Origin of the sequence: Rhodoferax ferrireducens (assembly GCF_049302455.1) — a bacterium.
In the GTDB taxonomy this organism is placed as follows: Bacteria; Pseudomonadota; Gammaproteobacteria; order Burkholderiales; family Burkholderiaceae_C; genus Rhodoferax; species Rhodoferax ferrireducens_B.
This window is the reverse complement of the sequence record NZ_JBAQMD010000064.1, coordinates 1-25,403: the sequence shown is the minus strand read 5'-3', so window position 1 is coordinate 25,403 and position 25,403 is coordinate 1. Positions and strand designations below refer to the sequence as shown.

Sequence of the window (25,403 nt, the reverse complement as noted above, 5' to 3'; positions counted from 1 at the left end):
AAACAGCGCCGCAGGATCAACCCGCCAGTCGATCAAGAATCCAGCCTGCGGCACACTGACCAAAGGTGGCGGTCACGCTCACCACTGAGCCGTAGCCATGGCAATTGAGTGTTCCGTCCCCCTCGACCGCACAGGATGCGTCAGGGGCTTTCACCGCCTCTCGACTGAAAACACAGGCAACCCCAATTTTTCTTCCTTGACGCGGCGCATCGTGTTCCTTGCGCAAACGGTAGCGCAACTGCGCCAGCAAGGGGTCATGGGTTGTGTGCGTGAGATCATCAATGTCAACCAGATGGGCTTGGCGTTTGCCCCCTGCCGCACCGACTGAGATAAAAAGGGTACGGGTGTTTCGCGCCCACACCGCCATTGCCGTCTTCGCCTTTACCTGATCGCAGGCGTCAATGACTGCAGTAACGCCCTGGGGTAACAGCGTGGGCCAGTTGCCTGGCTCCACAAACTCCTCGATACACATCACTTGGCACGCCGGACTAAAGGAAAGAATCCGGTCTCGCATCGCCAGCACCTTGGCCTGTCCCAAGCTTGACTCGACAGCATGTATTTGACGGTTGATATTGGATTCGGCCACGTGGTCGAGATCAACCAGCGTCAAATGCCCCACCCCGCTACGCGCCAGCGCCTCCGCAGCCCAAGAACCGACACCGCCAATGCCAATAACCGCCACGTGAGCTGCAGCGATGCGCTGCGCTCCCAAGACACCGTATAGACGCGCCAACCCGGTAAAGCGTCGATCAGTAGTCATGCTATGCCCTGATGAGGCCAGTCGCAGTGCACTACTTGAGCCGTGGCAGTCTCTCTTTGGCAGCCATGGCCGCCTCTGACTGAGGATAGGCCTTGATCAGATCTTCCAGTGTTTTGCGGGCACCGCGCGTGTCCTTGAGTTCAATCTGGCAGTTGGCAATGGACAACACCGCCTCGGGAGCCCGCACGTTCTCCGGCTCCCTGGCAATCAGGGAGCGAAAATTGATCATCGCCTCTTTGTAGTCACGAGTTGCATACTGCGCGTTGCCAAGCCAAAACAACGCAGACGGCCCATAACCCGATGCAGGATAGCGTTTGAGAAAATCCAAGAAAACGCTTTGTGCGGCAGGAAAATCACCTTTCCTGAACACTGCCAACGCCGCCTCAAAGTCACGCTTTTCAGCAGGTTCAGCCATAAACTCACGACCGTCAACGGTGACTTTGGTGGGTTCAAACTGACGCAGGCGGTCATTAACCCCCTGTGCGGTATCTTTCTGTTGACGCTGCAACTCCGCGACATCACGCACCAGCTGTTCATTCAGGCCCCGGAGCGTTGCCACTTCTGAGCGCAAGGTTTCAATCTGGCTTTGCAGGTCAAGCAAGCTCCGCCGAAACGAAGCAGTGTCATCACTGACACGGCTTACGCCTTGCGCTGACTCCGTGCGAACGGCGTCGATACGCTGGCGCAGGTCAAGGATGGCCCTGCGCGCCTCCTCGTCATCGAACAACCCCGCACCGGCCGTTGCTGCACCCAAACCAAGTAAGACGAACGCAGCAATTCGACGGAATATTTTCACAGCATCCACTTCCATCACTGCTATTTGTATCTAATTTCGGCACGCCTGTTTTTGGACATGGCAGCTTCGTCAGAGCCTTGTACGGCTGGCTTTTCCTTGCCAAAACTGACCGCTTCGACCTGGCTGTCGACGACACCGAGCAGGCCCAGCGCACTGCGGACCGCCTCGGCCCGCTTCTGCCCCAGGGCAAGGTTGTATTCCCGACCACCACGCTCGTCCGTGTGGCCTTCAATCGCCACTTTGCGGTTCTTGTCAGCCTTGAGATAACGGGCATGGACCTCAATCAGAGACTGGAACTCCGGCTTGATCACATAGCTGTCGTAATCAAAATAGACCACCCGGGGCCCCCCAACAATGGCCGCATCTTGCGACGACGCGCCCACATCCACCGACGTCACATCGCCCTTGCCAACCGCACTCCCGGAACCGTCAGCGCCAGGCGGCAGCACCGATGTCCCTGTCTTGTCCACAACCGGCACCTCATCAAGATTCGTGGTCGAACCACAACCCGCCATCAAGGCGGTCACAGCGAGAATCAAAAAAATACGTTTCATCAAATTACCCTTTTTAAATTATTGCTTCTGGAATGGACCCCAGCCCGGTTCGCGAATATCGCCATTTTGGCCCGTCAGACGGGCCTTGAGTTTACCGTCCACTGTCGCCGTCATCAGTGCCTCCCGGCCTTGACTCTGGGTTGCGTAAACAATCAAGCGGCTGTTCGGTGCAAAACTGGGGCTTTCGTCTGCGGTCGTATCGGTAATCGCGGTCACCGCGCCACTTGCGAGCTCCAGAACATGCAGTTTAAAGGCGCCACTCACCCGAGAAATATAGGCCAGCCAGCGACCGTCCGGGCTGATGGCCGGAGAAATGTTGTAAGTACCGGTAAAAGTCACTCGCTCCGCGCCGCCGCCCGTGGCTGGCATCCTGTAGATCTGCGGCGCTCCGCCTCGGTCACTGACGAAATAAATGTTTTTACCATCGGGTGCATAAACCGGCTCCGTGTCGATACTGCTGTTCTGGGCCAGCCTGCGCGGCTCCCCACCGCCAGCGTCAATGGCATACAGCTGAGAGCCTCCGTCGCGGCTCAGCGTGACGGCCAGTGTGCGCCCATCGGGCGACCAGGCCGGCGCGCTGTTGGAACCCCTGAAATTAGCAATCAGACGCCGCTTGCCAGTGGCGACGTCGTGGGTATAAACAACCGGCTTGCGGGATTCAAACGACACGTACGCAATTTGACTGCCGTTAGGCGACCAAGCTGGCGAAATGATGGGCTCGGGGCTGGCCAACGCCGGCTGGGCATTTTCGCCGTCAGCATCCGCAACCCACAGCTGATACCGCTGAGCGGCCTTGGTGACATAGGTGATGCGGGTTGAAAATGCACCTTTATCGCCAGTCAGTTTTTCATAAATGAAATCGGCAATGCGATGCGCTGACAGGCGCAAATCTGCCTGGGTCACAGCGTAGCTCTCACCACCAAGATCCTGCCCCCGCACGACATCCCACAGGCGAAAGCGCACGTCGTACCGGCCGTCAGCCAGACGGCTCACGCTGCCAGTCACCAGCGAGTCAGCCCCTTTTTGCCGCCAAAGAGCCACATCGGGGCGAGTGCCCTCGTCGAGTGCCGCTCCAACCGTATCCACCCCACGAAACTGCCCGCTGCGCTCCAAGTCGGCCTGGACGATGGCAGCGATTTTTTGCGGTGCGCTGTCTTGACCGCGAAAGGCCGAGACGGCGATTGGCAGCTGGGTTAGACCTACACCGGAGACCTCGACGCGAAATTGTGCCAGGACCGGAAGACAAGCCATACCCACCAACAAACATAACAAAATCCGTTTTTTCATCATCTGCATTTTATCCCAGCCTCACAATGGCAATATCGTCATTGACACGCATTTACAAACACCTTGAAGCAGCTACCTAGACCCCAGTTCCAGACCTCACGATCATCTTAAACTAGACTACCATAAGTCATCTCGCTAACGAGGTCTACTTACACGTAGCCCAGTCGCAACTGTCTTCAAGTACCACCAACGCCAATGAGCAAGATATCTGTATACATAATTGCCTACAACGAAGTCGAAAAGGTCACAGCGACCATTGAAAGCGCCCGTTGGGCAGACGAAATTGTGTTGGTTGATTCCTGGAGTTCAGACGGTACGCCCGAACTTGCCACCAGTCTTGGTGCCAGGGTAGTTCAGGTCGATTTCAAAGGATTTGGCGACCTACGCAATCAGGCTATTGCAGCCTGTTCCCATGAATGGATATTCAGTCTCGATGCAGACGAAAGATGCACGGATGAAGTCGCAACAGAGATTCGTCGCCTCGTGAGCGATCAGAATTCAGCCGATGTTTATCGTGTACCCCGGCGGAATTTTTTTATGGGACGCTGGATCAAACACTCAGGTTGGTATCCCAACTATCGTCAGCCGCAGTTGTTTCGCAAAGGTCGCATGAGCTACGATCAAAAGGCGGTGCACGAGGGCTACCTGCTCAACACGTCAAAGCCCGTTGGTCATCTCAAAAATGCGATTTGGCAATTCCCGTTCAAGAATATGAGCGAGGTTATGCACAAAGCCAACCGCTACTCCACATTGGGTGCACAGCGCATTGCGCAGCAGCGGCTATCGATGGGTAGCGCCTTGTCTCATGGCATTTGGGCGTTTGTGAAGCACTACCTGTTCAAGCTTGGATTCATGGATGGCTGGGCCGGTTTTGTGATCGCACTTCAGAGTTTCGAGGGGACTTTCTATCGCTATGTGAAAGCCGTCGAAATTCAAAAAGGCGCCCAATGGCAGGCGCCCGGGCAAATCAACAAATGACGAAACCGACTTCTCTTAGTAATCGTGCCTTGTATGCCCGGTTGCTGTCGTATGTGCGGCCCTACTGGAAAGCAATTTTTCTAGCGGTCATAGGAATGGTGGGAACTGCGGCGACGGAACCCGTGTTTCCAGCCATCATGAAATACCTGCTGGACAACGGTTTTCAAGCCAAAGACGCGCGAATGGTTTGGCTCATACCCATAGGCATTGTGACTTTGTTCTTGGTAAGAAGTGTCATTGTTTATTGCACCGGCTACTTGATGATGTGGATTTCAAGTCGGCTGGTCACCGACCTGCGGCGAACCATGTTTACCAAACTCCTCGCGCTGCCGACCCATCACTATGACGAGCATTCGGCAGGACAGATGATCTCGCGGCTGGTGTACGACGTGAGCAACGTAACCGATGCGGCTACCAGCGCCCTGATTACGCTAGTGCGGGAATCGTTGACGGCTATCGCACTGATTGGATATCTGCTTTACCTGGACTGGAAGTTGACGCTCATCACTTTGGCCATCGGGCCCGTGATCGCTTTCACTGTTAAATCATTCAGTAAGCGAATGAGGGCGGCAAGCCAAAAAAGCCTGCAGGCGATGCGTTTCATCTCGCACACCATTGAGGAAACAATTTCGGCCCAGCAGGTGGTCAAGATCTTTGGTGGGCAGGAGCGGCAACAAAAACAATTCTTTGAGGCCACGGAACAATTCCGCCGTGCACAGATGCGCGAAGCCATTCCTGCGTCGGCGATGACGCCCATCACGCATATCGCTGCATCGGTGGCGGTTGCGATCATTGCTTTCCTGGCTTTGAGCCAGTCTACCGGTCAGGCTGGCGCGTCAGCGGGTAGCTTCATCTCGTTTATCACGGCCATGCTGATGCTGATTTCCCCAGTCAAGCAACTCGCAACCGTGAACCCGACAATCCAGCGCGGCTTGGCAGCATCGGAGAGTATCTTCGAGCTTCTGGACGCAGCGCAGGAAGACGACCGCGGCAAGCTGCAGTTGCTTCGCAGCAAAGGGGAAATTTGTTTCGACAATGTCAGCCTTCGTTACCTGGGCGCAGAACGGTTTGCCCTGAATGACATCAGTTTCCGAATTACTGCAGGCCAAACCGTGGCACTGGTTGGCGCTTCTGGCGGCGGCAAGAGCACGATCAGCGCCTTGATTCCGCGCTTCTACCCGGTCACGTCAGGCCGAGTCTTGGTTGACGGTATTGACATCAATGACATCACGCTGGCCAGCCTGCGCCAAAACATCGCGCTAGTCAGCCAGAATGTCATACTTTTTAACGACACCGTCGGAGCCAATATTGCCTACGGATCACTCCAGACCTGCAGTCGGGATGATGTGATCAGGGCCGCGCGCGCGGCCAACGCTTGGGACTTTATTGAGCAGTTGCCCAATGGCCTGGACACGCCCATCGGGGAAAATGGCGCAAAGCTCTCTGGCGGTCAACGTCAACGCCTCGCCATCGCACGTGCCTTGCTCAAGGATGCACCCATTCTCATACTCGACGAAGCCACTTCGGCGCTCGATACAGAATCCGAGCGTCAGGTGCAGGCCGCACTAGCCGTCCTCATGAAAAATAGAACCACCTTGGTCATCGCGCACCGGCTCAGCACCATTGAACACGCTGATTGCATTTTGGTACTGGACCAAGGGCGCATCGTTGAGACGGGCACCCACGCCGAGCTGCTGCGTGCTGGCGGCTATTACGCCAATCTAAGTCGGCTACAGGGATGAGCATTCCCATCCTCATGTACCACCAGTTCGATACCCCGCCTGCGCGGGGTACACCGTTGCGCGGGCTGGTCGTATCACCCGCCTCGTTTGCTCGCCAAATGTTTTTTTTGAAATACATGGGCTACAGAGGCCTGTCCATGCGGGATCTTGAACCTTACCTGAAAGGTGAACGGCGGGGACGCGTGGTCGGCATTACATTCGATGACGGGTACCAGAATAACGTCCAGAACGCGCTACCCGTTCTGAAAAAACATGGCTTTACCGCCACCTGCTATGCGGTGAGTAGCATGACCGGCGCAGTCAACAGTTGGGACCGTGATATTGGCGTGGCGCAGAAGCCATTGATGACAGCGAATGACTGGCATGTGTGGCTGGACAGTGGCATGGAAGTCGGCTCACACACCCGCACGCATGCAGACTTGAGCAAGCTCAGCGCAGAAGCAGCGTTCGATGAAATTGATGCATCCAGACACGAACTTGAAGACGAACTGGGTTGCGAGGTAAGGCATTTCTGCTACCCCTATGGCCGATTTGATGCCACGCATTGCCAGATGGTGCGGCAGGCCGGTTACATCACGGCGACGACGACACGGCGCGGTCAGGCTCGGCCAAGTGACGACTTGTACACTCTGCGCCGGGTACTGGTCGCGCGAGCTACCACCCTGATTCAATTTGCGTTAAAGATCATGACCTCCTATGAAGACCGACGTGGCTGAGATATCCATGAATTTGTACAACAAGAAGAATGCTGATTATTTTTCTCATGCACGCACTGAAATCGAACCGTTGCTTCCCAAAGAAAAGGCGCTGCCGCTGAGAGCTCTGGAAATTGGTTGTGCCGAAGGCCACACGCTTGCATGGCTTAAAAGGGCAGGCTACTGCAACTGGGTTGCAGGTGTTGAGCCCTATGCAGAACTGGGTGCCAATGTCGACACCATTGACCAGTTTTTCAAACTGGACATAGAAAAAGGTTTTCCGAATATCCCCCCCGCGTCAATAGATCTGATCTTGTGCCTCGATGTTCTCGAACATTTGATCGACCCATGGAAAACGATTCGCCGACTCGATGGCCTGCTCAAGCCTGGGGGCACATTGATCATCAGCCTGCCCAATATTAGAAATTACCATGTGCTGTTCGATTTGGCATTTCGCGGCAAATTTTCTTATGCCGAATCAGGCATTCTCGACCGAACTCACCTGCGATTTTTTACCCGGGCCACCGCCATTGAATTGGCAGAGTCAGCTGGCGCAACGGTTACCGCAGTGGTAGGAACCGAGACGAACAGATGGCAAAAGCGCATGCTCGGAGCCATCGGACTGCGTGACCTGATAGCGAAACAATTCTTGTTGTCGGCCACGAAACCTGTGCCAACACCTCGTATCGAAATTAGGTAGCGCCTATGTCATTGACACTTTTTTGCAAGAGCTATCGAACGGACCTCAAGCGAGCAATTCGATTGGCAAAATCGATCAGGCAGTTCAATGTCGAAAATATTCCGTTTTGTCTATCAGCACCAATAGCTGATGTCCCACTTTTCAAAGAGCACCTCGCGGACCTGGATGTTGAGGTGATTGCTGATGAACTAATTGTTCAACGCAACCCAAGGTTGAATCTCGACCGGATCAAATCCCTGCCGGGTAGCGTTTCCCAACAGGTAATCAAGTCAGAATTTTGGCGACTAGGTTTGTCCGATGTGTATATGTGTCTTGACTCTGACGCTGTTTTTATTCGCCCTTTCTATCAGAGCGATTTTCTATGGGCCAATGACCTTCCTTACACCGTTATGGACGAAGGTCACGAATTGCTGGAAGCATCACTTTCGTCCGGTAAGCATCAGGTTGTACGTCATTTTTTTCATGAGGCCGCGGACGTTCAAAACCGATTTGATCGCACAGGCAAGGCTTTTGCCTTCGGGCCTTTCCCCGTGTTGTGGCACAAGTCCGTTTGGAGAAGCCTTGAAACCCAATATCTGACCCCGCGTGGGATGAGCTTGCTGGACGCAATTCTTCTGGCCCCGCTGGAGTCGCGCTGGTACGGCGAAGCACTGCTCCGTTATCAGGCCATTCCCTTGATGCCCTGCCAGCCTCTTTTCAAGGTCTATCATTACGCTTGGCAACTGGCTCAGGACCAGCGTGCCCACATCGGGCTGGATCAACTGGCGCAACTCTACAGCGGCGTCATCTATCAATCCGCGTGGGAACGCGAAATGGATTGGCCCCGAGAGGGTGGCACCTGGCAGTCCCGAATTGCGCGTCGTTTAAGACGCCGATTGGGCCGCACCTGACGGTTTCTCATTCCGAAAACGAGCGGTTTTCCTTTTCCAGAACCATCTTTTAAAAAAGCTTCGCGGCGCATCGCCTTCCAGCGCGCCTATCCGCAACTGACGCCTTGCCTCCAATGCAGGCGTCCATTGTCCTGCCTCCTTGAGTTCCAAGTAGGCCTGAAGCACTGCAAGATTTCCCAGGCGGGTGTGCAAAAAACGCGCCTCCGGGTGCTTGATTCTCAGCAATCCCTTGTTGCGTTTCATTAATGCTTTGGCCGAATTACTGGTCTTGAAAGTGGCACTGCCCAGGTGAAGCACAAACACGTCTTCGGTGATCAGCTGCCGATAGCCGGCCTGTGCCAGACGAAGGCTGAAATCAAAGTCTTCGTAGTAACCCAGCCCAAAGGCCGGATCCAGGCCACCGAGTTCATTCCAGACATCACGGCGAATCGCGATGCAGAAGAAATCACAGCGGTAGGTAGGCATCAGCTGATGCGAGGGGTTGCCGTGCAGCCAGCGCCCGATTTGCAGCCACTCGGCATGCGTAGCGCCAGGCTTCCACAAGCGCTGACCATTGCCGGCCACATTGGTGACGGGTCCCAACATGGCCACATCAGGTGGCAACTCGCTGATCACTCGCTGCAATGCATCAATGGCCTTGTCCGGGAAGATAGTGTCACTATTGATCAGCAGCAACCATTCTCCGTCGGCTTGCGCAGCACCGTAATTCATGCCACCCGCAAACCCGCGATTGGACTCGCTCAGCAAGCATTTGACCGGCGGGTGAAGGGCACACCAGTCCGCCGTTTTCTTCCCTGAGTCGTCGGGCGAACCGTTGTCCACCACCAGCACTTCAATAGCAGGGTCGTCGATCCACGGCACCAACGATTCGAGGCAGACGCGGGTGGTCAGATCGAAGTTCCGAAAACCCAAAACGATGAGGGATAAGAGGGGCTGCATCAGGCACGCGATTCAGGCAACTGATCCACCCAGCCGAGCAGTTGCGCCACTGCGGCCTCGGTGGTGTAGGGACTGGCTTGGCCATTGTCTCTGAGACCGGCAGATCGCCACTGATCAAAAATTTGCTCCAGCGCTGCCGCCAGCTGACGACTCACATCAGCGCGGTCTGTCCCATCTTCACCCGACAAGACCGCCACATGGCCCTGACCCCGAATCAATGAAGCCATCTGCGGGTTCCGATGCACTACCGCCAGGATAGGCCGCTGCATCCATAAATACTCGTACAGCTTAGACGGAAAATACTCTGAGCAGAGCGAATCCTCGCCGTGCAACAGCAACAACACATCTACCGATCGCATGCGATGCAATATTTGCTCTCGTCCGCTCAAGCCGGTTTGAGGATCCGCTTCAATCCGGCCAAAGTCCCGCAGGCAGTTTGCTACCCGGGAGCTGGCAAGCGCCGCAGAGGAAATTTTGTCTAATGACCCGCCGTAGACATGCAATTCAGTGGCCGCCACCAAATCAGGCCGCCGCTCGTTAAGTAGGTCCAGTGCCGCCACGATTGGCCCCAGATGCCTCGTTGGCGCGAGCGAGCCGAAATGCCCGATGACAAACTTCTCATGGGACTGATAAGGAGGCAATACCTCAAAAGGTTTGTCGATGCCGGGCAGCATCACCTTGCCCCGTTCGGCCAATTGGGGATGGCGCTGACGAGCACTGGCAAGGGCCTGCTCGGTAAACCAGATTGCGATATCCGCGTGGGTGCAAATCAGACGCTCGACTTCGGCCTGCATCTTCTGCCGGGCCGAGGCCAGCGATGTTCCAGGTACCACCATCGGATCATGCACCTCAGCCAGCCAGGGTGTACCCGTCACCTGCTTCAATGAACGCGCCGCCAAGTGCGCGGCAAATGCACCGCCGGTCGAATAAATCAGGTCAAACGGCTTCTGTCGGGCCAGGGAACGACCTTTCAAATAGGCACTCAACCACCAGGACCAGGAGCTTTCAACCGGGCGCAGCAGCTTTTCAATCAGCATCCATGGCAGTAGAAAAATGGATGCCAATAACATCACCAAACGATAGCGGATGCCACTGCCCCAGCGACGGCGCAACACGTGTCGCAATTCAAAACGGATACCTGCAGGTCCCATCGGCCAGAGCTGGTGATGCTCGACCACCTTGTCGTGGGTACCCGAAACGCCACTGAGGACCACCACCTCGATACCAGCCTGTCGCAAGTGCGGCAGCTTGTCGGTAATGGTCTGGCTTGCCGCCCGGCCGTCCATGTTGAAGGCGTGGGCCAGGATCAGCCAGCGTTGCCGGCGTTGCTCGGTCATGTGCTTGTCAAGGAAATAGCTTGCCAGTAAAAAGAGTTGTATTGTAAGAATGCCTTGTCCCTGCCCTGCTGCGCGCAAACGCCAAGACTTAGCACCGCGGCCGTTCGGCAAATATTTTTGAATATAGTTGTTCGTACTCTTGCGCCACCTTACGCCAACTTCGTTCAAATTGCGGCACAGGCTCGCGACGGTTTAATTGGTGATCCAATGCGCCGACCCAGATGTCGAGTGATGCCGACAGCGGAAGCACGACGCCTGACGCAGCCGTGACATGCGCGGCGGCGCCGCACACATCAGAAACCAGTACAGGCACTTTGGCAGCCATGGCCTCGCTGATCACCATGCCATAAGGCTCTGCTTTAGCGGGGTGCAGCAGGACATCAAATGCAGCGTAATGGGCTTGATCGCTCCACCCCATTAGCTTGTAGCCACCTTGCCAATCTGCAAACAGGTGCGCCACATCGTTAGCGGCAGGCCCTACAACATAAAACTGCACAGCTGGCCGGGTGCGGCGCAACGCGGCAACAGCCTCGACAGCCCAAGGCAATCCCTTGCGCTGCCATTCCTTTCCGACAAAGCCGACGATGCCGCCGTCAGACGGAACATCGCGCGGCTCACGCGACACACCCGGCACCACTCCAGGAACAATCGGCTCGGTCAACTTGTGCGCCAGCGCTGGGTAGTAGTGCGCGATGGACTGCTTAATAAAATGAGAGTTCGGCACCACATAGCGTGGCGTCGATAACTCGCGGCGTTCCAAAAATAACTGCATCGCAACACGCAGTGAAATCAGGCGCCACCAAGGCTTGTCAAAAACTGTCGCAAAAGGCGGGCCATGAAAGGTCGTGACGTGGTGGATGTTCAGCCGTTCGTGGCTATGAATCACGCTATTCGGACTGGGATGATCCACCAAAAACCGTGCCACTCGCCGACCGAAACGCAGCAACGATAGCCAGCGAGGACGCGGCGCGATTTCACCCAGCTCGTAAACCGTTATGCCCATTGGTTTCTCAACGTGGCAGCGCTCGCAAATGACGCTGACCCGATGACCGAGCTGCTGCAGTTCGCGCGTCAACTCCCAGACATAACGCTCCATGCCGCCTACCGGTCCATACCGGCGCACCACATGAATCAATTCAAGTTTCAGCAAAATTTTTACCCTTGTTCAACAAACGGAAGAACCGGACAGCCGCGGCTTGTTGGCGTCACAGCAACACAATATCGTACTGTTCCTGCCCCATGGCGCTCTCGCTCTGCAACGACACCGGCTTGCCGATAAATTCACTCAAACCCGCCAGATGCTGGCTTTCTTCATCCAGAAACAGCTCAATCACCTTGGGGGAAGCGATCACCCGAAATTCGCGCGGATTGAACTGGCGTGCCTCGCGCAAAATCTCGCGAAAGATGTTGTAGGCCACTGTGCGCGCAGTCTTGACAATGCCTTTGCCCTCGCAGGTGGGGCACGGTTCGCACAGCATGTGGGCCAGCGATTCACGGGTGCGTTTGCGCGTCATCTCGACCAGCCCGAGCTGCGAAAAACCACCTGCCATGGTCTTGACGCGGTCGCGCGACAGTTGCTTGCGGATTTCAGCCAACACCGCCTCGCGATGCTCCTCACGCACCATGTCAATGAAATCCACGATGATGATGCCACCCAGGTTACGCAACCGCAGTTGCCGGGCAATCGCCTGAGCGGCTTCCAGGTTGGTCTTGAAAATGGTGTCGTCAAAATTGCGCGCACCAACAAAACCGCCCGTGTTCACATCCACCGTGGTCAAGGCTTCGGTCTGGTCCACGATCAAATAACCGCCGGACTTCAGATCCACCCGGCGCCCCAGCGCCTTGGCAATTTCTTCGTCAATGGCATACAGGTCAAAGATGGGCCGCTCACCCTTGTAGTGCTGCAACTTCTCGGCGGCGGCCGGCATGAATTCAAGACCAAAGGCCTTGAGCGCTTCAAACTGTTCCCGTGAATCGACCTTGATGGTCTGGGTGTTTTCACACACCAAGTCCCGCAACACCCGTTGCAATAAATTCAAGTCCTGGTGCAATAACGACAGAGGCGGCAGCCGTACCGAGGCGCCCTTGATGCGTGCCCAGGCTTTACGCAAATAACCGATGTCGTCCGACAGCTCCAGGTCAGAGGCGTCTTCTCCATTGGTGCGCAAAATGAATCCGCCACCTTCGGTGCCCACCAGCTGCTGCAGGCGCGTGCGCAGTTCGTCGCGCTGGTTTTGCGGGATTTTTTGCGACACCCCGACATGGTCATCCTGTGGCAAAAAAACCAGCATGCGCCCGGCGATGCTGATCTGCGTTGACAGCCGCGCGCCTTTGGTGCCAATCGGATCCTTGATGACCTGCACCAGCAGCACCTGGCCCTCAAACACCTGCTTTTCAATCGGGATCTGCGGCTGGGTGTTGCGCACCAGGCTTGGGGGCTCACCCTCGGGCTGGCGGTGCCAGACATCGGCCACATGCAAAAACGCAGCGCGCTCCAGCCCGATGTCGATAAACGCCGACTGCATGCCCGGCAGCACGCGAACGACCTTGCCCAGATAGACATTGCCGACCAGCCCACGCTCCAGCGTGCGCTCGACGAGCAGTTCCTGCAGTGCGCCGTTTTCAACAATGGCAACCCGGGTTTCCTGCGGCGACCAGTTGATCAAAATGTCTTCTTGCATGGGGGGCCTGTTTAAACCTTGAAACCGAATGACTGCAGCAACTGTGCCGTCTCAAACATTGGCAGCCCCATGATGCCAGAGTAGCTCCCACTCATGTGCGAAATAAGCGCCGCCGCCCTGCCCTGCACGGCGTAGGCACCCGCCTTGCCCAAGGGCTCACCCGATGCAACATAAGCTTGAATCTGGCGCGAGCTCATGGCAGAAAAAGTCACGCGCGACTCGCACAGTACCTGCTCGCGTTTGCGTGCGGTGCCGAGCGCCACGGCAGTCAAGACACGGTGCGTGGTGTTGGAAAGCTCCTTCAACATGCGCGTGGCGTCAGCAGCATCAGTGGGTTTTCCAAAAATCTTGCGCCCCAGGGCCACCGTGGTATCCGAGCAAAGCACCGGCGCCGCCGGCAGACCCCGACGTTTGAGTCGCTGCAACGCCGCGTCCAGCTTCAGCTGCGTCACCCGTTTGACGTAAGCGGCCGCAGCCTCGTTGGGTAACACGGCTTCCAGCGCTTCTGCGTCTTCATCGGCATCCGGCAATAACAGCTCATGGCGCACGCCCAGCAGCGCCAGCAACTGGCTGCGCCTTGGGCTTTGCGAGGCGAGGTAAATAAACTCACTCACTGAAACGACTCACGGCAATGACCTTGAAATATCACTCACGATGATAGGGATGGTTGGCATTGATCGACCAGGCACGGTACAGCTGCTCAATCAGCAAGACCCGGACCATGGCGTGCGGCAGCGTCAGGTCGGACAGGCGAATGCGCTCATGCGCTGCCTGTTTGAACGCCGGGTCAAGCCCATCCGGCCCGCCAATGACCAGCGCCACGTCGTCGCTTTCCAGCTGCCAGTTTTGCAGCTTGGCCGCCAACGCCACCGTGGTCAAAGGGGTGCCGCGTTCGTCCAGAGCCACGATACGGCAGCCTTTGGGCAATGCCGCCTCTATACGCCCCCGCTCGGCGGCAAGCAGGGCTTCCACCGTCTTGGAGCCGCGTGGCTCAGTCTTGACGGCTTTGAGTTCAACTTTGAGCTCGTAGGGAAAGCGTTTGGCGTAATCGTCCCACGCTGTTTGCGCCCAGTCCGGCACCCTTTGGCCGACCGCAACAATCACCAACCGCACAAAAATCCGTCAGGCTTTGCGCACAGCCGTCTTCTTGGCCGGTGCTTTATTGGCGACTACGGCTTTGGCCGCCACCTTCTTCGCCGCCACTTTTTTGGCCGGATCGTTGACGATGACCTTCTTCACAGCCACCTTCGCCACCGCCTTGGCAGCGGGTTTGGGAGCGGCTCTCGGCGTGGTCACCTCGGCGCTCACTTTGGCTGGCGCCTTTTTGGCAGCTACTTTTTTAGCCGGTACTTTTGCAGCCGCCGACTTGGCCGCCAACGCCGCCTTTTGCAGCTGTGCTTTGGATGGGAAAGTCTCCGCCACACCCTTCTTGGCGGCGTTGGAGCGCCTGATGTCCGCTATCGGTTGAGCGACTGCTCTAACGGCTTTAACGGCTTTCACTTCTTTGACCGGCTTGGCCGCTTCCTTCACGACCGGCTTGGCCGCGCCGAATTTGAGTCGCACGGGTTTGTCGCCCCACAATTCTTCCAGGTTGTAATACTGTCGAAAATTGGGCTGCATGATGTGCACCACAGCCTGGCCGCAATCCACAATGATCCACTCGCCATTGGTTTCGCCTTCCGTGCGTGGTTTGGCAAAACCGGCATCCCGCACCGCATCGCGCACGCTGGCGGCCAGCGCCTTGGTCTGCCGGTTCGACGTGCCCGAGGCAATGATGACCCGCTCAAACAAGGCGGACAGGTGCTCGGTATCAAAGACCACAATGTCCTGGGCTTTGACGTCTTCGAGGCCATCAACAATGGCACGCTGGAGTTTTTGGATGTCTTTTTTGGCGATGGTGGAGGAGGTAGTGGTAGTCATCAAGCAGTCTGGTAAAGGTGGTGGTGGGCAATATAACGTGCAACAGGCTCAAAAACCATATCGGCAACGCTTAGATGTGCGGCAAATCGGGCCCGAATGTCGGTTGCGCTGACATTCAAGGCGGGCATGAGGAGCCGCCGGAATCTCGATTTATGCGTAGTTTCTAGATCAAATTTGGCTCTAGCCCCCGTCGAACAAGCGCGAGTAGCTACGCAAATTATAGCAAGTTGCAAAATCTCCTGCCAATCATGCCAACTTGGCAAGGCTTGCGCCTGGTCTTCACCCAGAATCAAAAAGAACTCGGCCGTCGGCCACAGCGCCTTGAACTCACGCAAAGTATCCACTGTGTAGCTCGGGCCGACGCGCTTGAGTTCTCGCGGATCGACCACCACGTGCGGCAGCTCGGCAAATGCCAGTTGCGCCATGGCCAGGCGGTGTGGCGCCGGGCTCAGAGTCCGCGTCTTGTGCCAGGCTTCGCCGGTCGGGACCACGCGCAGCTCATCAAGTTGCAACTCGGCCAGCGCCGCCTTAACCAGCGCCACATGGGCCACATGCGGGGGGTCAAACGCACCGCCAAAGACACCGATGCGCCTCACCTCAAACCCAATCCCGGCGCACCAGAAAGCGGGTGTACAACTCGGCCTCCGGCGAACCCGCTGCGGGCACGTTCTGATACGACCAGCTCGCCAGCGGCGGCATCGACAGCAAAATGGATTCCGTGCGCCCGCCCGACTGCAGGCCAAAGTGCGTGCCACGGTCCCACACCAGATTGAACTCGACATAGCGACCGCGCCGATAGAGCTGAAATTCGCGCTCGCGTTCACCATAAACCGTATTTTTTCGGCGTTCGACAATGGGCAAATAGGCGTTCAAAAACGAATCGCCGACTGCCTGCATCATGGCCAGACTGCCCTCAAACCCCAGCTCGGAAAAATCATCAAAAAAGATGCCTCCCACGCCGCGCGGCTCGGCGCGGTGCTTCAGGTAGAAGTAGTCATCACACCAGGTCTTGAAGCGCGGGTATTTGTCGTCACCAAACGGCGCCAAGGTGGCTTTGCAGATGCTGTGGAAATGCCGCACGTCTTCTTCAAACCCGTAATACGGCGTCAGGTCCATACCGCCGCCAAACCAGCACACCTGCGTGCCGTCAGCCGCTTTTGCCGCCAGCATGCGCACGTTCATGTGCACGGTGGGCACAAAAGGGTTGCGCGGATGAAACACCAGCGACACACCCATCGCGTCGAACGGCGCACCCGCCAACTCGGGGCGATGCTGTGTAGCCGAGGGCGGCAACCGGGGGCCGCTCACTTTGGAAAATCCGCAACCGGCCCGCTCGAAAACCGGACCCCCTTCCAGAATCTGCGTGATGCCCTTGCCTTGCAACAACTCGCCCGCTGGCTTTTGCCACGCGTCAAGCAAAAACGCCGTGCCGTCGATGTCCGCAATCGCCTTGGTAATGCGCGCCTGCAAACCTTGCAGATAACTGCTGACCGCTTCGGTGTGCGCGCTGCCCACTGCCACTGCGCTCACGCCGCCGCTCCCTTGACTGCGCGGTGACCGATGTCCTTGCGGTATTGCATGCCCTCAAAGTGAATCCCCAGCGCCACTTCGTAGGCGCGGGCTTGGGCCTGGCGCACGTTGTCCGCCAGCACCGTCACACACAAGACCCGGCCACCGGCGGTCACCACGTCATCACCCTGCATCGCGGTGCCGGCATGGAACACCATCGCATCTTCGGTTTCCTTGGGCAGGCCGGCAATCGCATCGCCCTTGCGCGGCTCAAGCGGGTAACCCTGCGCCGCCAGCACCACGCCCAGCGCCGTGCGACGATCCCACTGCAGCTCAATCTGGTCGAGCTTGCCGTGCGGACCCGGCTCGGTGGCGGCCAGCATCACCTCCACCAGATCAGACTTGAGGCGCATCAAAATCGGCTGGGTTTCGGGGTCGCCCATGCGGCAGTTGAATTCGAGCGTCTTCGGGTGGCCTTCGGCATTGATCATCAAGCCGGCGTACAAAAAACCGGTGTACGGAATGCCGTCTTTTTTCATGCCACGGATGGTCGGCAAAATGATTTCACGCATGGTGCGGGCGTGCACATCGGGCGTCACCACCGGCGCCGGTGAATATGCACCCATGCCACCGGTGTTGGGCCCCAGATCACCATCCAGCAGACGCTTGTGATCCTGGCTGGTGGCCAGCGCCAGCACATTTTTGCCGTCCACCATCACGATGAAACTGGCTTCTTCGCCGAGCAAAAATTCCTCGATGACGACCCGCGGTACGGCTGGACCGTCCGCGCCCGGGTTGTGGGTAACACCCGGTGTGCCGTCTGCCAGCATGAAGTCGACCGCTGCGTGCGCCTCGGCCAGACTCAAAGCCACGACCACGCCCTTGCCAGCGGCCAAGCCGTCGGCCTTGACGACGATAGGCGCGCCCTTTTGCGCCAGGTAGGCATGCGCAGCCACCGGGTCAACAAAGGTCTCGTACTCAGCCGTCGGGATGCCGTGGCGCTTCATGAAGGCTTTGGAGAAGGCTTTGGAACTCTCCAGTTGGGCAGCAGCCTGGGTCGGCCCAAACACGCGCAGACCGTGTTTGCGAAACTCATCAACCACCCCGGCGGCCAGCGGCACCTCGGGTCCGACCACCGTCAGCGCTATCTTGTTGTCAAGAGCCCAGACCCGCAGCTGCTGTACGTCGGTGATATTGATGTTCTCAATGCGTTTGTCCAGCGCAGTCCCGGCGTTGCCCGGCGCGACAAACACCTTCTGCGCCTTGGGCGACTGCGCCAGCTTCCAGGCCATGGCATGTTCACGGCCACCACCGCCAATCACGAGAATATTCATAGGGTTTCGGCGTCAATCTCTGCGTTGTGATAAATCTCCTGCACGTCGTCCAGGTCTTCCAGCGCATCGAGCAATTTCTGCATCCGCACCGCATCGTCGCCGGTCAGTTCAATCGGGTTTTCGGCGCGCATGGTCACGTCGGCCGCCTCCGGTTTCAAGCCCGCGGCTTCAAGGGCATTCTTGACGGCCTCAAAATCCGGGTACGCGGTCAGCACTTCGATGGCACCATCGTCATCGGTGATCACGTCTTCGGCGCCCGCCTCCAACGCGACTTCCATCACCTTGTCTTCATTGGTGCCGGGCGCGAAAATCAACTGGCCGCAGTGCTTGAACTGGAACGCCACCGAGCCCTCCGCGCCCATGTTGCCGCCAAATTTGGCAAAAGCGTGGCGCACTTCAGCCACGGTGCGCACCTTGTTGTCGGTCATGGTGTCCACCAGGATCGCCGCGCCGCCGATGCCGTAGCCTTCGTAGCGAATCTCCTCGTACTGCACCCCTTCGAGCGTGCCGCTGGCCTTGTCAATGTTGTACTTGATGCGGTCCGCCGGCATGTTGGCCGCCTTGGCGCGCTCCACCGCCAGGCGCAGGCGCGGGTTGGTGCCAAGGTCAGCGCCGCCGGCGCGCGCCGCCACCGTGATTTCACGGATGATTCGGGTCCAGACCTTGCCCCGCTTCTCGTCCTGACGACCTTTACGGTGCTGAATATTGGCCCATTTACTGTGTCCTGCCACGGGGAATCCTTCAAAAGTTCGTTACGCTATTGGTTCAATTGTACTTTTTGGGAATCTTATGTCTGATCCGATTCTGATTGCACAACATGGCAACACCGAATGCTTTCTGCGCCCTGACAAAGCCAACCGGCACGGACTCATCACCGGCGCCACCGGCACCGGCAAGACCATCACGCTGCAAACCATGGCCGAAGGCTTCTCGCGCATCGGCGTGCCGGTGTTCATGGCCGACATCAAAGGCGATCTGACCGGCCTTTCCCAAGTCGGCGCCTTGGGATCAAAACTGGCCAAACTCCTGACTGAACGTGCGCTACACGCTCCTGAATTCGCAGCATTTCCGACCACCCTGTGGGACGTCTTTGGCGAACAGGGCCACCCGGTGCGTGCCACCGTCAGCGATTTGGGCCCGCTGTTGCTGGGGCGCATGCTCAACCTCAACGAGACCCAGGCCGGCGTGCTGCAACTGGTGTTCAAGATCGCCGACGACGACGGCCTGCTGCTGCTGGACATGAAAGACCTGCGCGCCATGTGCCAACTGGTGGGCGACAACGCGTCCCAGTTCACCACCGAATACGGCAACATCAGCGCCGCCAGCATTGGCGCCATTCAGCGCGGGCTGATGCAGATCGAAGCCCAGGGCGGCAATCAATTCTTTGGCGAACCGATGCTCAACATCGCCGATTTTCTGCAAACCGATGCCAACGGGCACGGGATGATCAACATCCTGGCGGCCGACAAGCTGATGACCGCGCCGCGCCTGTACGCCACGTTTTTGCTGTGGCTGCTGAGCGAACTGTTCGAGAATCTGCCCGAAGTGGGCGACCTGGACCAGCCCAAGATCGTGTTCTTCTTTGACGAAGCGCATTTGCTGTTCGCTGACGCACCCAAAGTGCTGATTGAGCGCATTGAGCTGGTGGTGCGCTTGGTGCGCTCCAAGGGTGTGGGCGTGTTTTTTGTCACGCAAAACCCGCTCGACATTCCGGACTCGGTCTTGGCCCAATTGGGCAACCGTGTGCAGCACGCCTTGCGCGCCTTCACGCCACGGGACCAGAAAGCGGTCAAATCGGCCGCCGACACCATGCGCCCGAATCCCGACCTGGACATCGGCGCTGCCATCACGGAACTGGCCGTGGGCGAAGCACTGGTAAGCTTTCTGGACGAAAAAGGCCGCCCCGGCATCACGCAGCGGGTCTACGTGCTGCCACCTGCCAGCCAGATTGGGCCGATCACGCCTGAGCAACGCACAGCCCTGATGGCAGACTCCATCGTCGCCGGGGTTTATGAAAAGACGCTGGACCGGGAGTCAGCGTTCGAGAAAATCAAGGGCCGCACCGCGGCACGACTGGACGCAGCCGCCAGTTCGACCAGCGCAGCCACCCGCGACACCGAGCCACGAAGCAGTGGCCGGGCCAGGGCGCCGGCCGAAGCGCGCAATGACAGCGCGGCAGCGGCACCAGCCGGCGGCGGTCTGCTTGACAGCCTGGGCTCCATTTTTGGCGGTGGCGTGCGCCGCACGCGCACCTCGGCCGGCGAACAACTCATCCGCAGTGCCGCCAGTTCGGTCGGCCGCGAAGTCGGGCGCCAGATCATCCGCGGCGTGCTGGGTGGCATTTTTGGCGGCAAACGATAGTTGCCACGCGCGCACAATCGACCTTTTGAAGCCTATCCACGGCAAGCGGCTTTCTTGACGGACTCGAACCACACGGACCTTAAAGCAATTTCACGCTTGCCATTTATTGAGAAAATTAGCCCCATGAGCAGCCCCAACACCGACCCCTTCGTTCACGTCGTCAACCACCCGCTGGTGCAGCACAAACTGACGCTGATGCGCAAAAAAGAAGCGAGCACCAACAGTTTTCGCACCCTGCTCAACGAAATCAGCATGCTGATGGCTTATGAAGTGACGCGCGATATGCCGATGCAGGAAGTCGAAATTGAGACGCCGCTGGAAACCATGAGCGCCAAAGTGATTGACGGCAAAAAACTGGTGCTGGTGTCGATCCTGCGCGCGGGCACCGGCATTCTGGACGGCATGCTCAGTGTCGTGCCGGGCGCCCGGGTCGGGCACATCGGCCTGTACCGCGACCCCAAGACGCTGCAGGCGGTGGAGTACTACTTCAAGATGCCCAAAGACATGCAGGAACGCGACGTGGTGGTGGTCGACCCGATGCTCGCCACCGGCAACTCCGCCGTGGCGGCGATTGAACGCGTCAAGGCGACCCATCCCAAGTCGATCAAATTTGTCTGTCTGCTGACCTGCCCCGAAGGCGTCGCAACACTGCGCAAAGCGCACCCGGATGTGCCGATCTACACCGCAGCCATCGACCGCCAGCTCAACAGCCACGGCTACATCCTGCCGGGCTTGGGTGACGCCGGTGACCGGATTTTTGGCACGCAGTGAGCTTTATTTTTATGTGCCAAATAGGGCTCTATCCCCCGTGATGCTTACGTAGGTAGCTACATATTTGGTAGCAACTCGTTCTGACGCGTCGGCGACCAACATCACGCTCTTTGCGGCGCAATCAGCTCGGCGTAGTCATATAAGGCACCCAAAATGGCCTCGCCCCGCTCATCGGCGGATTCCGCCAAGCGGTCGAGTTCTTCAAACAGTTGCTCGATGGTGAGTGCGCCGCCCTCGCCGTCGAACAAACGCGCGCAGCGGTGGGCTTCCCAGCGCGCCAACTCCTCAGCGCTCAGGCTTTGCGGAAAATTGCGCGCCCGGTAGCGCCACAGCAGTTCGGGCAGACGCGCATCGTCAAAGGCAGGTCGCGCGCTGGCCAATTCCTGGGCCTTAAGCTGGCGCAAATCATTCAGGCGGCGGCGATCGGCGTTGCCAACAAAACCACCGTACAGATATTCGTCCACGTCCGGCGTCGCGGCCGCTGGGCGCTTGAACACCGCCGGCCAGATGCCGCTCATGTCGGGCAAGGCTTGCGCGTGCGCGGCGTTGGCCAACTGATCGTCCAGATTCAAACCCCAGCGCTGCGCCATGGCGCTCGACAAGGTCTTGTAGTTGCCAATCACTGTCGGGGATTTGTTCAGGTGAATCGACTTGACCGGCAGGCGCTGCACACCCTCGGGCAAATCCGCCGTTTTGGTGAACAGGCGCAGGCGAATCTGCTCGGCGTTCATCTGCGCCAACTCGCGCGGGTCAAAGGCCAGATCCCAGGCCAGCAACTCGTTTTTGTTGGCCGGGTGCATGGCCAGCGGCCACATCAGCGCCAGGCAGCCGCGCTCGGGCGCAAACATGCCCGAGATGTGCAGAAAAGGCCGGGCCTGGGTCAAGGTGGTGGGCAAGCCCAGCTCGGCCATCACGCGGTCTTTTTTGTGCAGGCCAAAACAGAAGTCAAACAGCTTGGGCTGCGCCGTCTTGATCAAGCGCGCCAGCGCGATGGTGGCGCGCACGTCGCTCAAGGCATCGTGGGCCGCTTCATGCAGCAAGCCGTTGGCGGCGCTCAAATCGGTCAGCTTGAAGCTGGGTTTGCCCTCGGCATTGAGCGGCCACTCAATGCCGTCGGGTCGCAAGGCATAGGCGGTGCGCACCACGTCCAGCAAGTCCCAGCGGCCGCAGTCGTTTTGCCACTCGCGCGCATACGGGTCGATCAGGTTGCGCCAGAACATGAAGCGCGTGATCTCGTCGTCAAAACGGATCGTGTTGTAACCCACCCCCACCGTGCCGGGCAGACTGAAGGCCTGCTCGATCTGCGCCGCAAACTGGTACTCGGGAATTCCCTTTTCAAGACACAGCTGCGGCGTAATGCCGGTGATCAGACAGGCTTGCGGATCCGGCAAAAAATCAGCGGCCGGCTGGCAATACAGCATGAGGGGGGTGCCAATAACATTGAGCTCGGCATCGGTGCGAATGGCGGCAAACTGCGCCGGGCGCGCGCGCCGGGTGTTGGTGCCAAAGGTCTCGTAGTCGTGCCAGAGGAAGGTGTGATGGGAGTGAGATGGGCTCATTTTTGGCGGCCAGCGATGAAAATGGGTTTGTTCATTATTTGATTATCACGAGGCCCTTGGGGGCGACACCGCGCCCCTCACCGCCGCCGCGCCGAACGCACGCCCGGCAACTCCGTCACCATGCCCAGCACCTTGTGCAGCCGCCCGGCATCCGACACTTCGACCGTGAACGTCATCAAGGCGATGCCCTTGACGGACTGCGTCTGCACACCGATCACGTTCATCTTTTCTTTGGTGAAAACCTCGGAAATGTCGTGCAGCAAGCCCTGCCTTTCAATGGCGTGCACCGCCACGTCCACCGGGTACACAGCGCTGCCCGCCGATCCACTCGCACTGCCTGGGGGCTGGCCCCATTCCACCTCGATCACGCGCTCGCCATTTTGGGCAATCATCTCGCGCAGGTTGGAGCAATCGGCACGGTGCACGCTGACCCCTTTGCCGCGGGTGACAAAGCCACAAATCGGGTCAGGCGGGGCCGGTTTGCAGCACTTGGCCAACTGCGTCATCAATGAATCAACACCCACCACCAACAAGCCACCCTTGGCCGGGTTGCTGGCGCTGCGCGGCTTTTTCAGCAGCGGCCCATCGTCGGCCTGCACCGGCTCGGGCGGGTGCAGCAGGGTCTCGATATTACGCAGCGAGAACTCGTCCTTGCCTACCACTTCAAATAGATCGTCGGCCGAGTTAAACCCCAGCTGCGCGGCCAGGTCCTGCAATTTGAGCGCCGTCTTACCCTCGCGCTGCAGCAGTTTCTCGACCGCCTCCCGGCCTTTGGCAACCGTTTCATGCAGGGCCTGGGCGTTGAACCAGGCGCGCACCTTGGAGCGGGCCCGGTGGCTCACCAGATAGCCTTGTTCTGCCATCAGCCAGTCGCGCGACGGCCCGCCCTCCTTGGCCACCGTCACTTCCACTGTCTGGCCATTTTTTAGCGGCGTGTTCAGAGGCACCATCACGCCATCAATTCGGGCCCCGCGGCAGCGGTGCCCCAGATCGGTGTGCACGCTGTAGGCAAAGTCGACGGCGGTGGCGCCTTGCGGCAGCTCCACAATGGCCGCCTCGGGCGTCAAGACATAAATGCGGTCATCCAGACCGACATCCTGCGCCGAAGTGCCCGACAGATCGCGCTCCCACGCCAGCAACTGGCGCAGCACGGCAATCTTGGCGTCGTAGGAACTGGTGGCCGAAACGCCGGCGTAGCCTTTGACACCTGCTTCCTTGTAGGCCCAATGCGCGGCCACGCCGTGCTCGGCATGGTCGTGCATGGCCTGGGTGCGAATCTGAATCTCGATCGGCAGCCCCGTGGCATCGCGCACCACCGTGTGCAGGGACTGGTAGCCGTTGGCCTTGGGTTTGGCAATGTAGTCGTCAAATTCTTCGGCGATCGGCGTGAACTGGCTGTGCACCCAGCTCAAGGCGGCGTAGCAGTCCGCGATGTCCGCGACCACAATGCGCAGCGCCCGAATGTCATGGACCTGGTCAAATGCGAGCGATTTGCCGCGCATCTTCTTGACGATGCTGAAGATGTGTTTGGGTCGCCCCTGCACCGTGACGCTCATGCCCTGCGCCTTCAGGTCCGACTCCAGTTGCAGCCGCAATTGCTCAACGTGCAACTCGCGCTCGGAGCGCTTTTCATCGAGCAGGCACGCCACTTGGCGATAGACATCAGGCTCCAGGAAACGAAACGCCAGGTCTTCCATCTCCCACTTGATTTCCCAGATGCCCAGCCGGTTGGCCAGCGGCGCAAACACCTGCAAGGCCTCGCGCGCCACACCGGGCGGCGCGGCCTGGCGGGCAGCGGCAAAAAAGCGCAGCGTTTGCAGGCGCGAGGCCAGCCGCAGCATCACCACGCGCAAGTCACGTGAAAAGGCGAGCAGCATCTTGCGCACATTCTCGGTTTGGGCGGCCGCTGTTTGCGCCATCGGGATGCCCGTGGCGGCGCGCTCGCTGGCCACTTGCGCCTGGCGCGCCTGACGTTGCACCCGCACCAGCTTGGTGGTTTCTACCGCCAGCGCGGCAAAGTTGTCACCAAATGCCTTGGCGATCACCTCTTGGGGTTTGTTCAAGTGGTCGCAGGCATAAACCAGGTAACTGGCGGCCTGCATCGCCTCGGAGCCGCCAATGATCCTGAGAATGGCCGCGACCGCGTCGGCATGGGCCAGCGTGTTCTCGCCGGTGTCGAGCGTCTCGCTGGCCAGCAGCGGCTCGGCAAAAGCGCGGGCACGCGCCAGCGCATGGGGCTGCTCCGCCAAAGTCTGCGCCGTTGCGGTCAGCAACTGCGGCAATGGGTGCGCTGAAGATGCCGCGCCCGTTGGCTCGGCGGACAGGGTTTTCATGTGCAATACACCGGCTAGTCATCCAGTAAAAAAGAGGCGATCGCTTTCACCTGATCACAGGCGATGAACGTGGGGGCGTGGCCCACGCCGGCAAACTCGGCCAGCCGCGCTTGGGGGCCGCGCGCCATCATGGCCCGCGCGGTTTGCATTGTGAGCAGGTCTGAAACAGCACCGCGAACCAGCAGGGTGCGGGCGGTGATCTGGTCATACAACTGCCACAACAAGGCTTCGCTCTGCGCGGCAGACTCTGGTGTGAG

Annotated in this window: 25 protein-coding genes; 7 read left to right on the top strand and 18 right to left on the bottom strand. The window is 58.5% G+C overall.

What is annotated here, in order from left to right; genetic code table 11:
- Positions 1–16: 16 nt before the first annotated feature.
- The 4 genes from WA157_RS11215 to tolB are packed head-to-tail and all read right to left on the bottom strand — an operon-like array spanning position 17 to position 3,406.
- Complete coding sequence (locus tag WA157_RS11215) at positions 17–760, bottom strand: tRNA threonylcarbamoyladenosine dehydratase (protein WP_422621035.1); 744 nt, start codon at positions 758–760, stop codon at positions 17–19.
- 31 nt (positions 761–791) lie between these two features.
- Positions 792–1,571 (bottom strand): tol-pal system protein YbgF, encoded by a 780-nt coding sequence (ybgF, locus tag WA157_RS11210; RefSeq protein ID WP_422621034.1) that lies wholly within the window; start codon positions 1,569–1,571, stop codon positions 792–794.
- A 5-nt stretch (positions 1,572–1,576) separates the two neighbouring features.
- Positions 1,577–2,110, bottom strand: a complete 534-nt coding sequence (gene pal, locus WA157_RS11205) for a peptidoglycan-associated lipoprotein Pal (RefSeq protein WP_422621033.1) — start codon at positions 2,108–2,110, stop codon at positions 1,577–1,579.
- A gap of 18 nt (positions 2,111–2,128) precedes the next feature.
- Positions 2,129–3,406 (bottom strand): Tol-Pal system beta propeller repeat protein TolB, encoded by a 1,278-nt coding sequence (gene tolB / locus WA157_RS11200; RefSeq protein WP_422621032.1) that lies wholly within the window; start codon positions 3,404–3,406, stop codon positions 2,129–2,131.
- Between the two features lie 186 nt (positions 3,407–3,592).
- Between tolB and WA157_RS11195 the strand changes: the two genes are divergently transcribed.
- Genes WA157_RS11195 through WA157_RS11175 form a run of 5 tightly spaced genes read left to right on the top strand, consistent with a single transcriptional unit; the run spans position 3,593 to position 8,402 of the window.
- On the top strand, positions 3,593–4,375 hold the full coding sequence (locus WA157_RS11195) for a glycosyltransferase family 2 protein (RefSeq protein ID WP_422621031.1): 783 nt from the start codon (positions 3,593–3,595) through the stop codon (positions 4,373–4,375).
- Positions 4,372–6,117, top strand: coding sequence for a lipid A export permease/ATP-binding protein MsbA (msbA, locus tag WA157_RS11190; RefSeq protein WP_422621030.1), 1,746 nt, complete (start codon positions 4,372–4,374; stop codon positions 6,115–6,117). The genes WA157_RS11195 and msbA overlap by 4 nt, the downstream gene beginning before the upstream one ends.
- Entirely contained in the window at positions 6,114–6,833 is a 720-nt protein-coding gene (locus WA157_RS11185) for a polysaccharide deacetylase family protein (RefSeq protein ID WP_422621029.1), read from the top strand. The genes msbA and WA157_RS11185 overlap by 4 nt, the downstream gene beginning before the upstream one ends.
- Positions 6,814–7,512 (top strand): class I SAM-dependent methyltransferase, encoded by a 699-nt coding sequence (locus tag WA157_RS11180; protein WP_422621028.1) that lies wholly within the window; start codon positions 6,814–6,816, stop codon positions 7,510–7,512. Before WA157_RS11185 ends, WA157_RS11180 begins: the two co-directional genes overlap by 20 nt.
- A gap of 5 nt (positions 7,513–7,517) precedes the next feature.
- On the top strand, positions 7,518–8,402 hold the full coding sequence (locus WA157_RS11175) for a DUF6492 family protein (RefSeq protein WP_422621027.1): 885 nt from the start codon (positions 7,518–7,520) through the stop codon (positions 8,400–8,402).
- On the opposite strand, the gene WA157_RS11170 is transcribed toward WA157_RS11175, so the two are convergent.
- The 11 genes from WA157_RS11170 to WA157_RS11120 all read right to left on the bottom strand — a co-directional run bounded on the left by WA157_RS11170 (position 8,376) and on the right by WA157_RS11120 (position 18,853).
- Positions 8,376–9,341: a glycosyltransferase family 2 protein gene (locus tag WA157_RS11170; protein WP_422621026.1), complete on the bottom strand. Its 966-nt coding sequence runs from the start codon at positions 9,339–9,341 to the stop codon at positions 8,376–8,378. The genes WA157_RS11175 and WA157_RS11170 overlap by 27 nt on opposite strands.
- Positions 9,341–10,678: a glycosyltransferase gene (locus WA157_RS11165; RefSeq protein WP_422621025.1), complete on the bottom strand. Its 1,338-nt coding sequence runs from the start codon at positions 10,676–10,678 to the stop codon at positions 9,341–9,343. Before WA157_RS11165 ends, WA157_RS11170 begins: the two co-directional genes overlap by 1 nt.
- A gap of 88 nt (positions 10,679–10,766) precedes the next feature.
- Complete coding sequence (locus WA157_RS11160; protein WP_422621024.1) at positions 10,767–11,828, bottom strand: glycosyltransferase family 4 protein; 1,062 nt, start codon at positions 11,826–11,828, stop codon at positions 10,767–10,769.
- A gap of 55 nt (positions 11,829–11,883) precedes the next feature.
- Positions 11,884–13,359 carry a ribonuclease G gene (gene rng, locus WA157_RS11155; protein ID WP_422621023.1) on the bottom strand — a complete coding sequence of 492 codons (1,476 nt, stop codon included), beginning with the start codon at positions 13,357–13,359 and terminating at the stop codon, positions 11,884–11,886.
- An 11-nt stretch (positions 13,360–13,370) separates the two neighbouring features.
- The gene (locus tag WA157_RS11150) at positions 13,371–13,973 is read right to left on the bottom strand and encodes a Maf family protein (protein ID WP_422621022.1); all 603 of its coding nucleotides are present in this window, start codon (positions 13,971–13,973) and stop codon (positions 13,371–13,373) included.
- Between the two features lie 31 nt (positions 13,974–14,004).
- Positions 14,005–14,472, bottom strand: coding sequence for a 23S rRNA (pseudouridine(1915)-N(3))-methyltransferase RlmH (gene rlmH / locus WA157_RS11145; protein WP_422621021.1), 468 nt, complete (start codon positions 14,470–14,472; stop codon positions 14,005–14,007).
- A 9-nt stretch (positions 14,473–14,481) separates the two neighbouring features.
- Positions 14,482–15,279, bottom strand: a complete 798-nt coding sequence (rsfS, locus tag WA157_RS11140; RefSeq protein ID WP_422621020.1) for a ribosome silencing factor — start codon at positions 15,277–15,279, stop codon at positions 14,482–14,484.
- Entirely contained in the window at positions 15,279–15,875 is a 597-nt protein-coding gene (nadD, locus tag WA157_RS11135) for a nicotinate (nicotinamide) nucleotide adenylyltransferase (protein WP_422621019.1), read from the bottom strand. Before nadD ends, rsfS begins: the two co-directional genes overlap by 1 nt.
- A 1-nt stretch (position 15,876) precedes the next feature.
- Entirely contained in the window at positions 15,877–16,809 is a 933-nt protein-coding gene (gene hemF, locus WA157_RS11130) for an oxygen-dependent coproporphyrinogen oxidase (protein WP_422621018.1), read from the bottom strand.
- On the bottom strand, positions 16,806–18,122 hold the full coding sequence (gene purD, locus WA157_RS11125; protein ID WP_422621017.1) for a phosphoribosylamine--glycine ligase: 1,317 nt from the start codon (positions 18,120–18,122) through the stop codon (positions 16,806–16,808). Before purD ends, hemF begins: the two co-directional genes overlap by 4 nt.
- A complete protein-coding gene (locus WA157_RS11120; RefSeq protein ID WP_422621016.1) occupies positions 18,119–18,853 on the bottom strand; it encodes a YebC/PmpR family DNA-binding transcriptional regulator in 735 nt (244 codons plus the stop codon). The genes purD and WA157_RS11120 overlap by 4 nt, the downstream gene beginning before the upstream one ends.
- A 58-nt stretch (positions 18,854–18,911) precedes the next feature.
- Between WA157_RS11120 and WA157_RS11115 the strand changes: the two genes are divergently transcribed.
- Together WA157_RS11115 and upp are read left to right on the top strand one after the other, a co-directional pair.
- Positions 18,912–20,483, top strand: coding sequence for a helicase HerA-like domain-containing protein (locus WA157_RS11115; protein ID WP_422621015.1), 1,572 nt, complete (start codon positions 18,912–18,914; stop codon positions 20,481–20,483).
- 123 nt (positions 20,484–20,606) lie between these two features.
- Positions 20,607–21,254, top strand: coding sequence for a uracil phosphoribosyltransferase (gene upp, locus WA157_RS11110; protein WP_422621014.1), 648 nt, complete (start codon positions 20,607–20,609; stop codon positions 21,252–21,254).
- Between the two features lie 101 nt (positions 21,255–21,355).
- Here the strand turns inward: upp and sbcB are convergent, their stop codons facing one another.
- From sbcB to WA157_RS11095, 3 genes are all read right to left on the bottom strand, one after another.
- On the bottom strand, positions 21,356–22,813 hold the full coding sequence (sbcB, locus tag WA157_RS11105; protein WP_422621013.1) for an exodeoxyribonuclease I: 1,458 nt from the start codon (positions 22,811–22,813) through the stop codon (positions 21,356–21,358).
- Positions 22,814–22,890: 77 nt separating this feature from the next.
- Complete coding sequence (locus WA157_RS11100; protein WP_422621012.1) at positions 22,891–25,146, bottom strand: RelA/SpoT family protein; 2,256 nt, start codon at positions 25,144–25,146, stop codon at positions 22,891–22,893.
- Positions 25,147–25,160: 14 nt separating this feature from the next.
- A partial coding sequence (locus WA157_RS11095; RefSeq protein WP_422621011.1) for an alpha/beta fold hydrolase occupies positions 25,161–25,403 on the bottom strand: 243 nt, incomplete at its 5' end.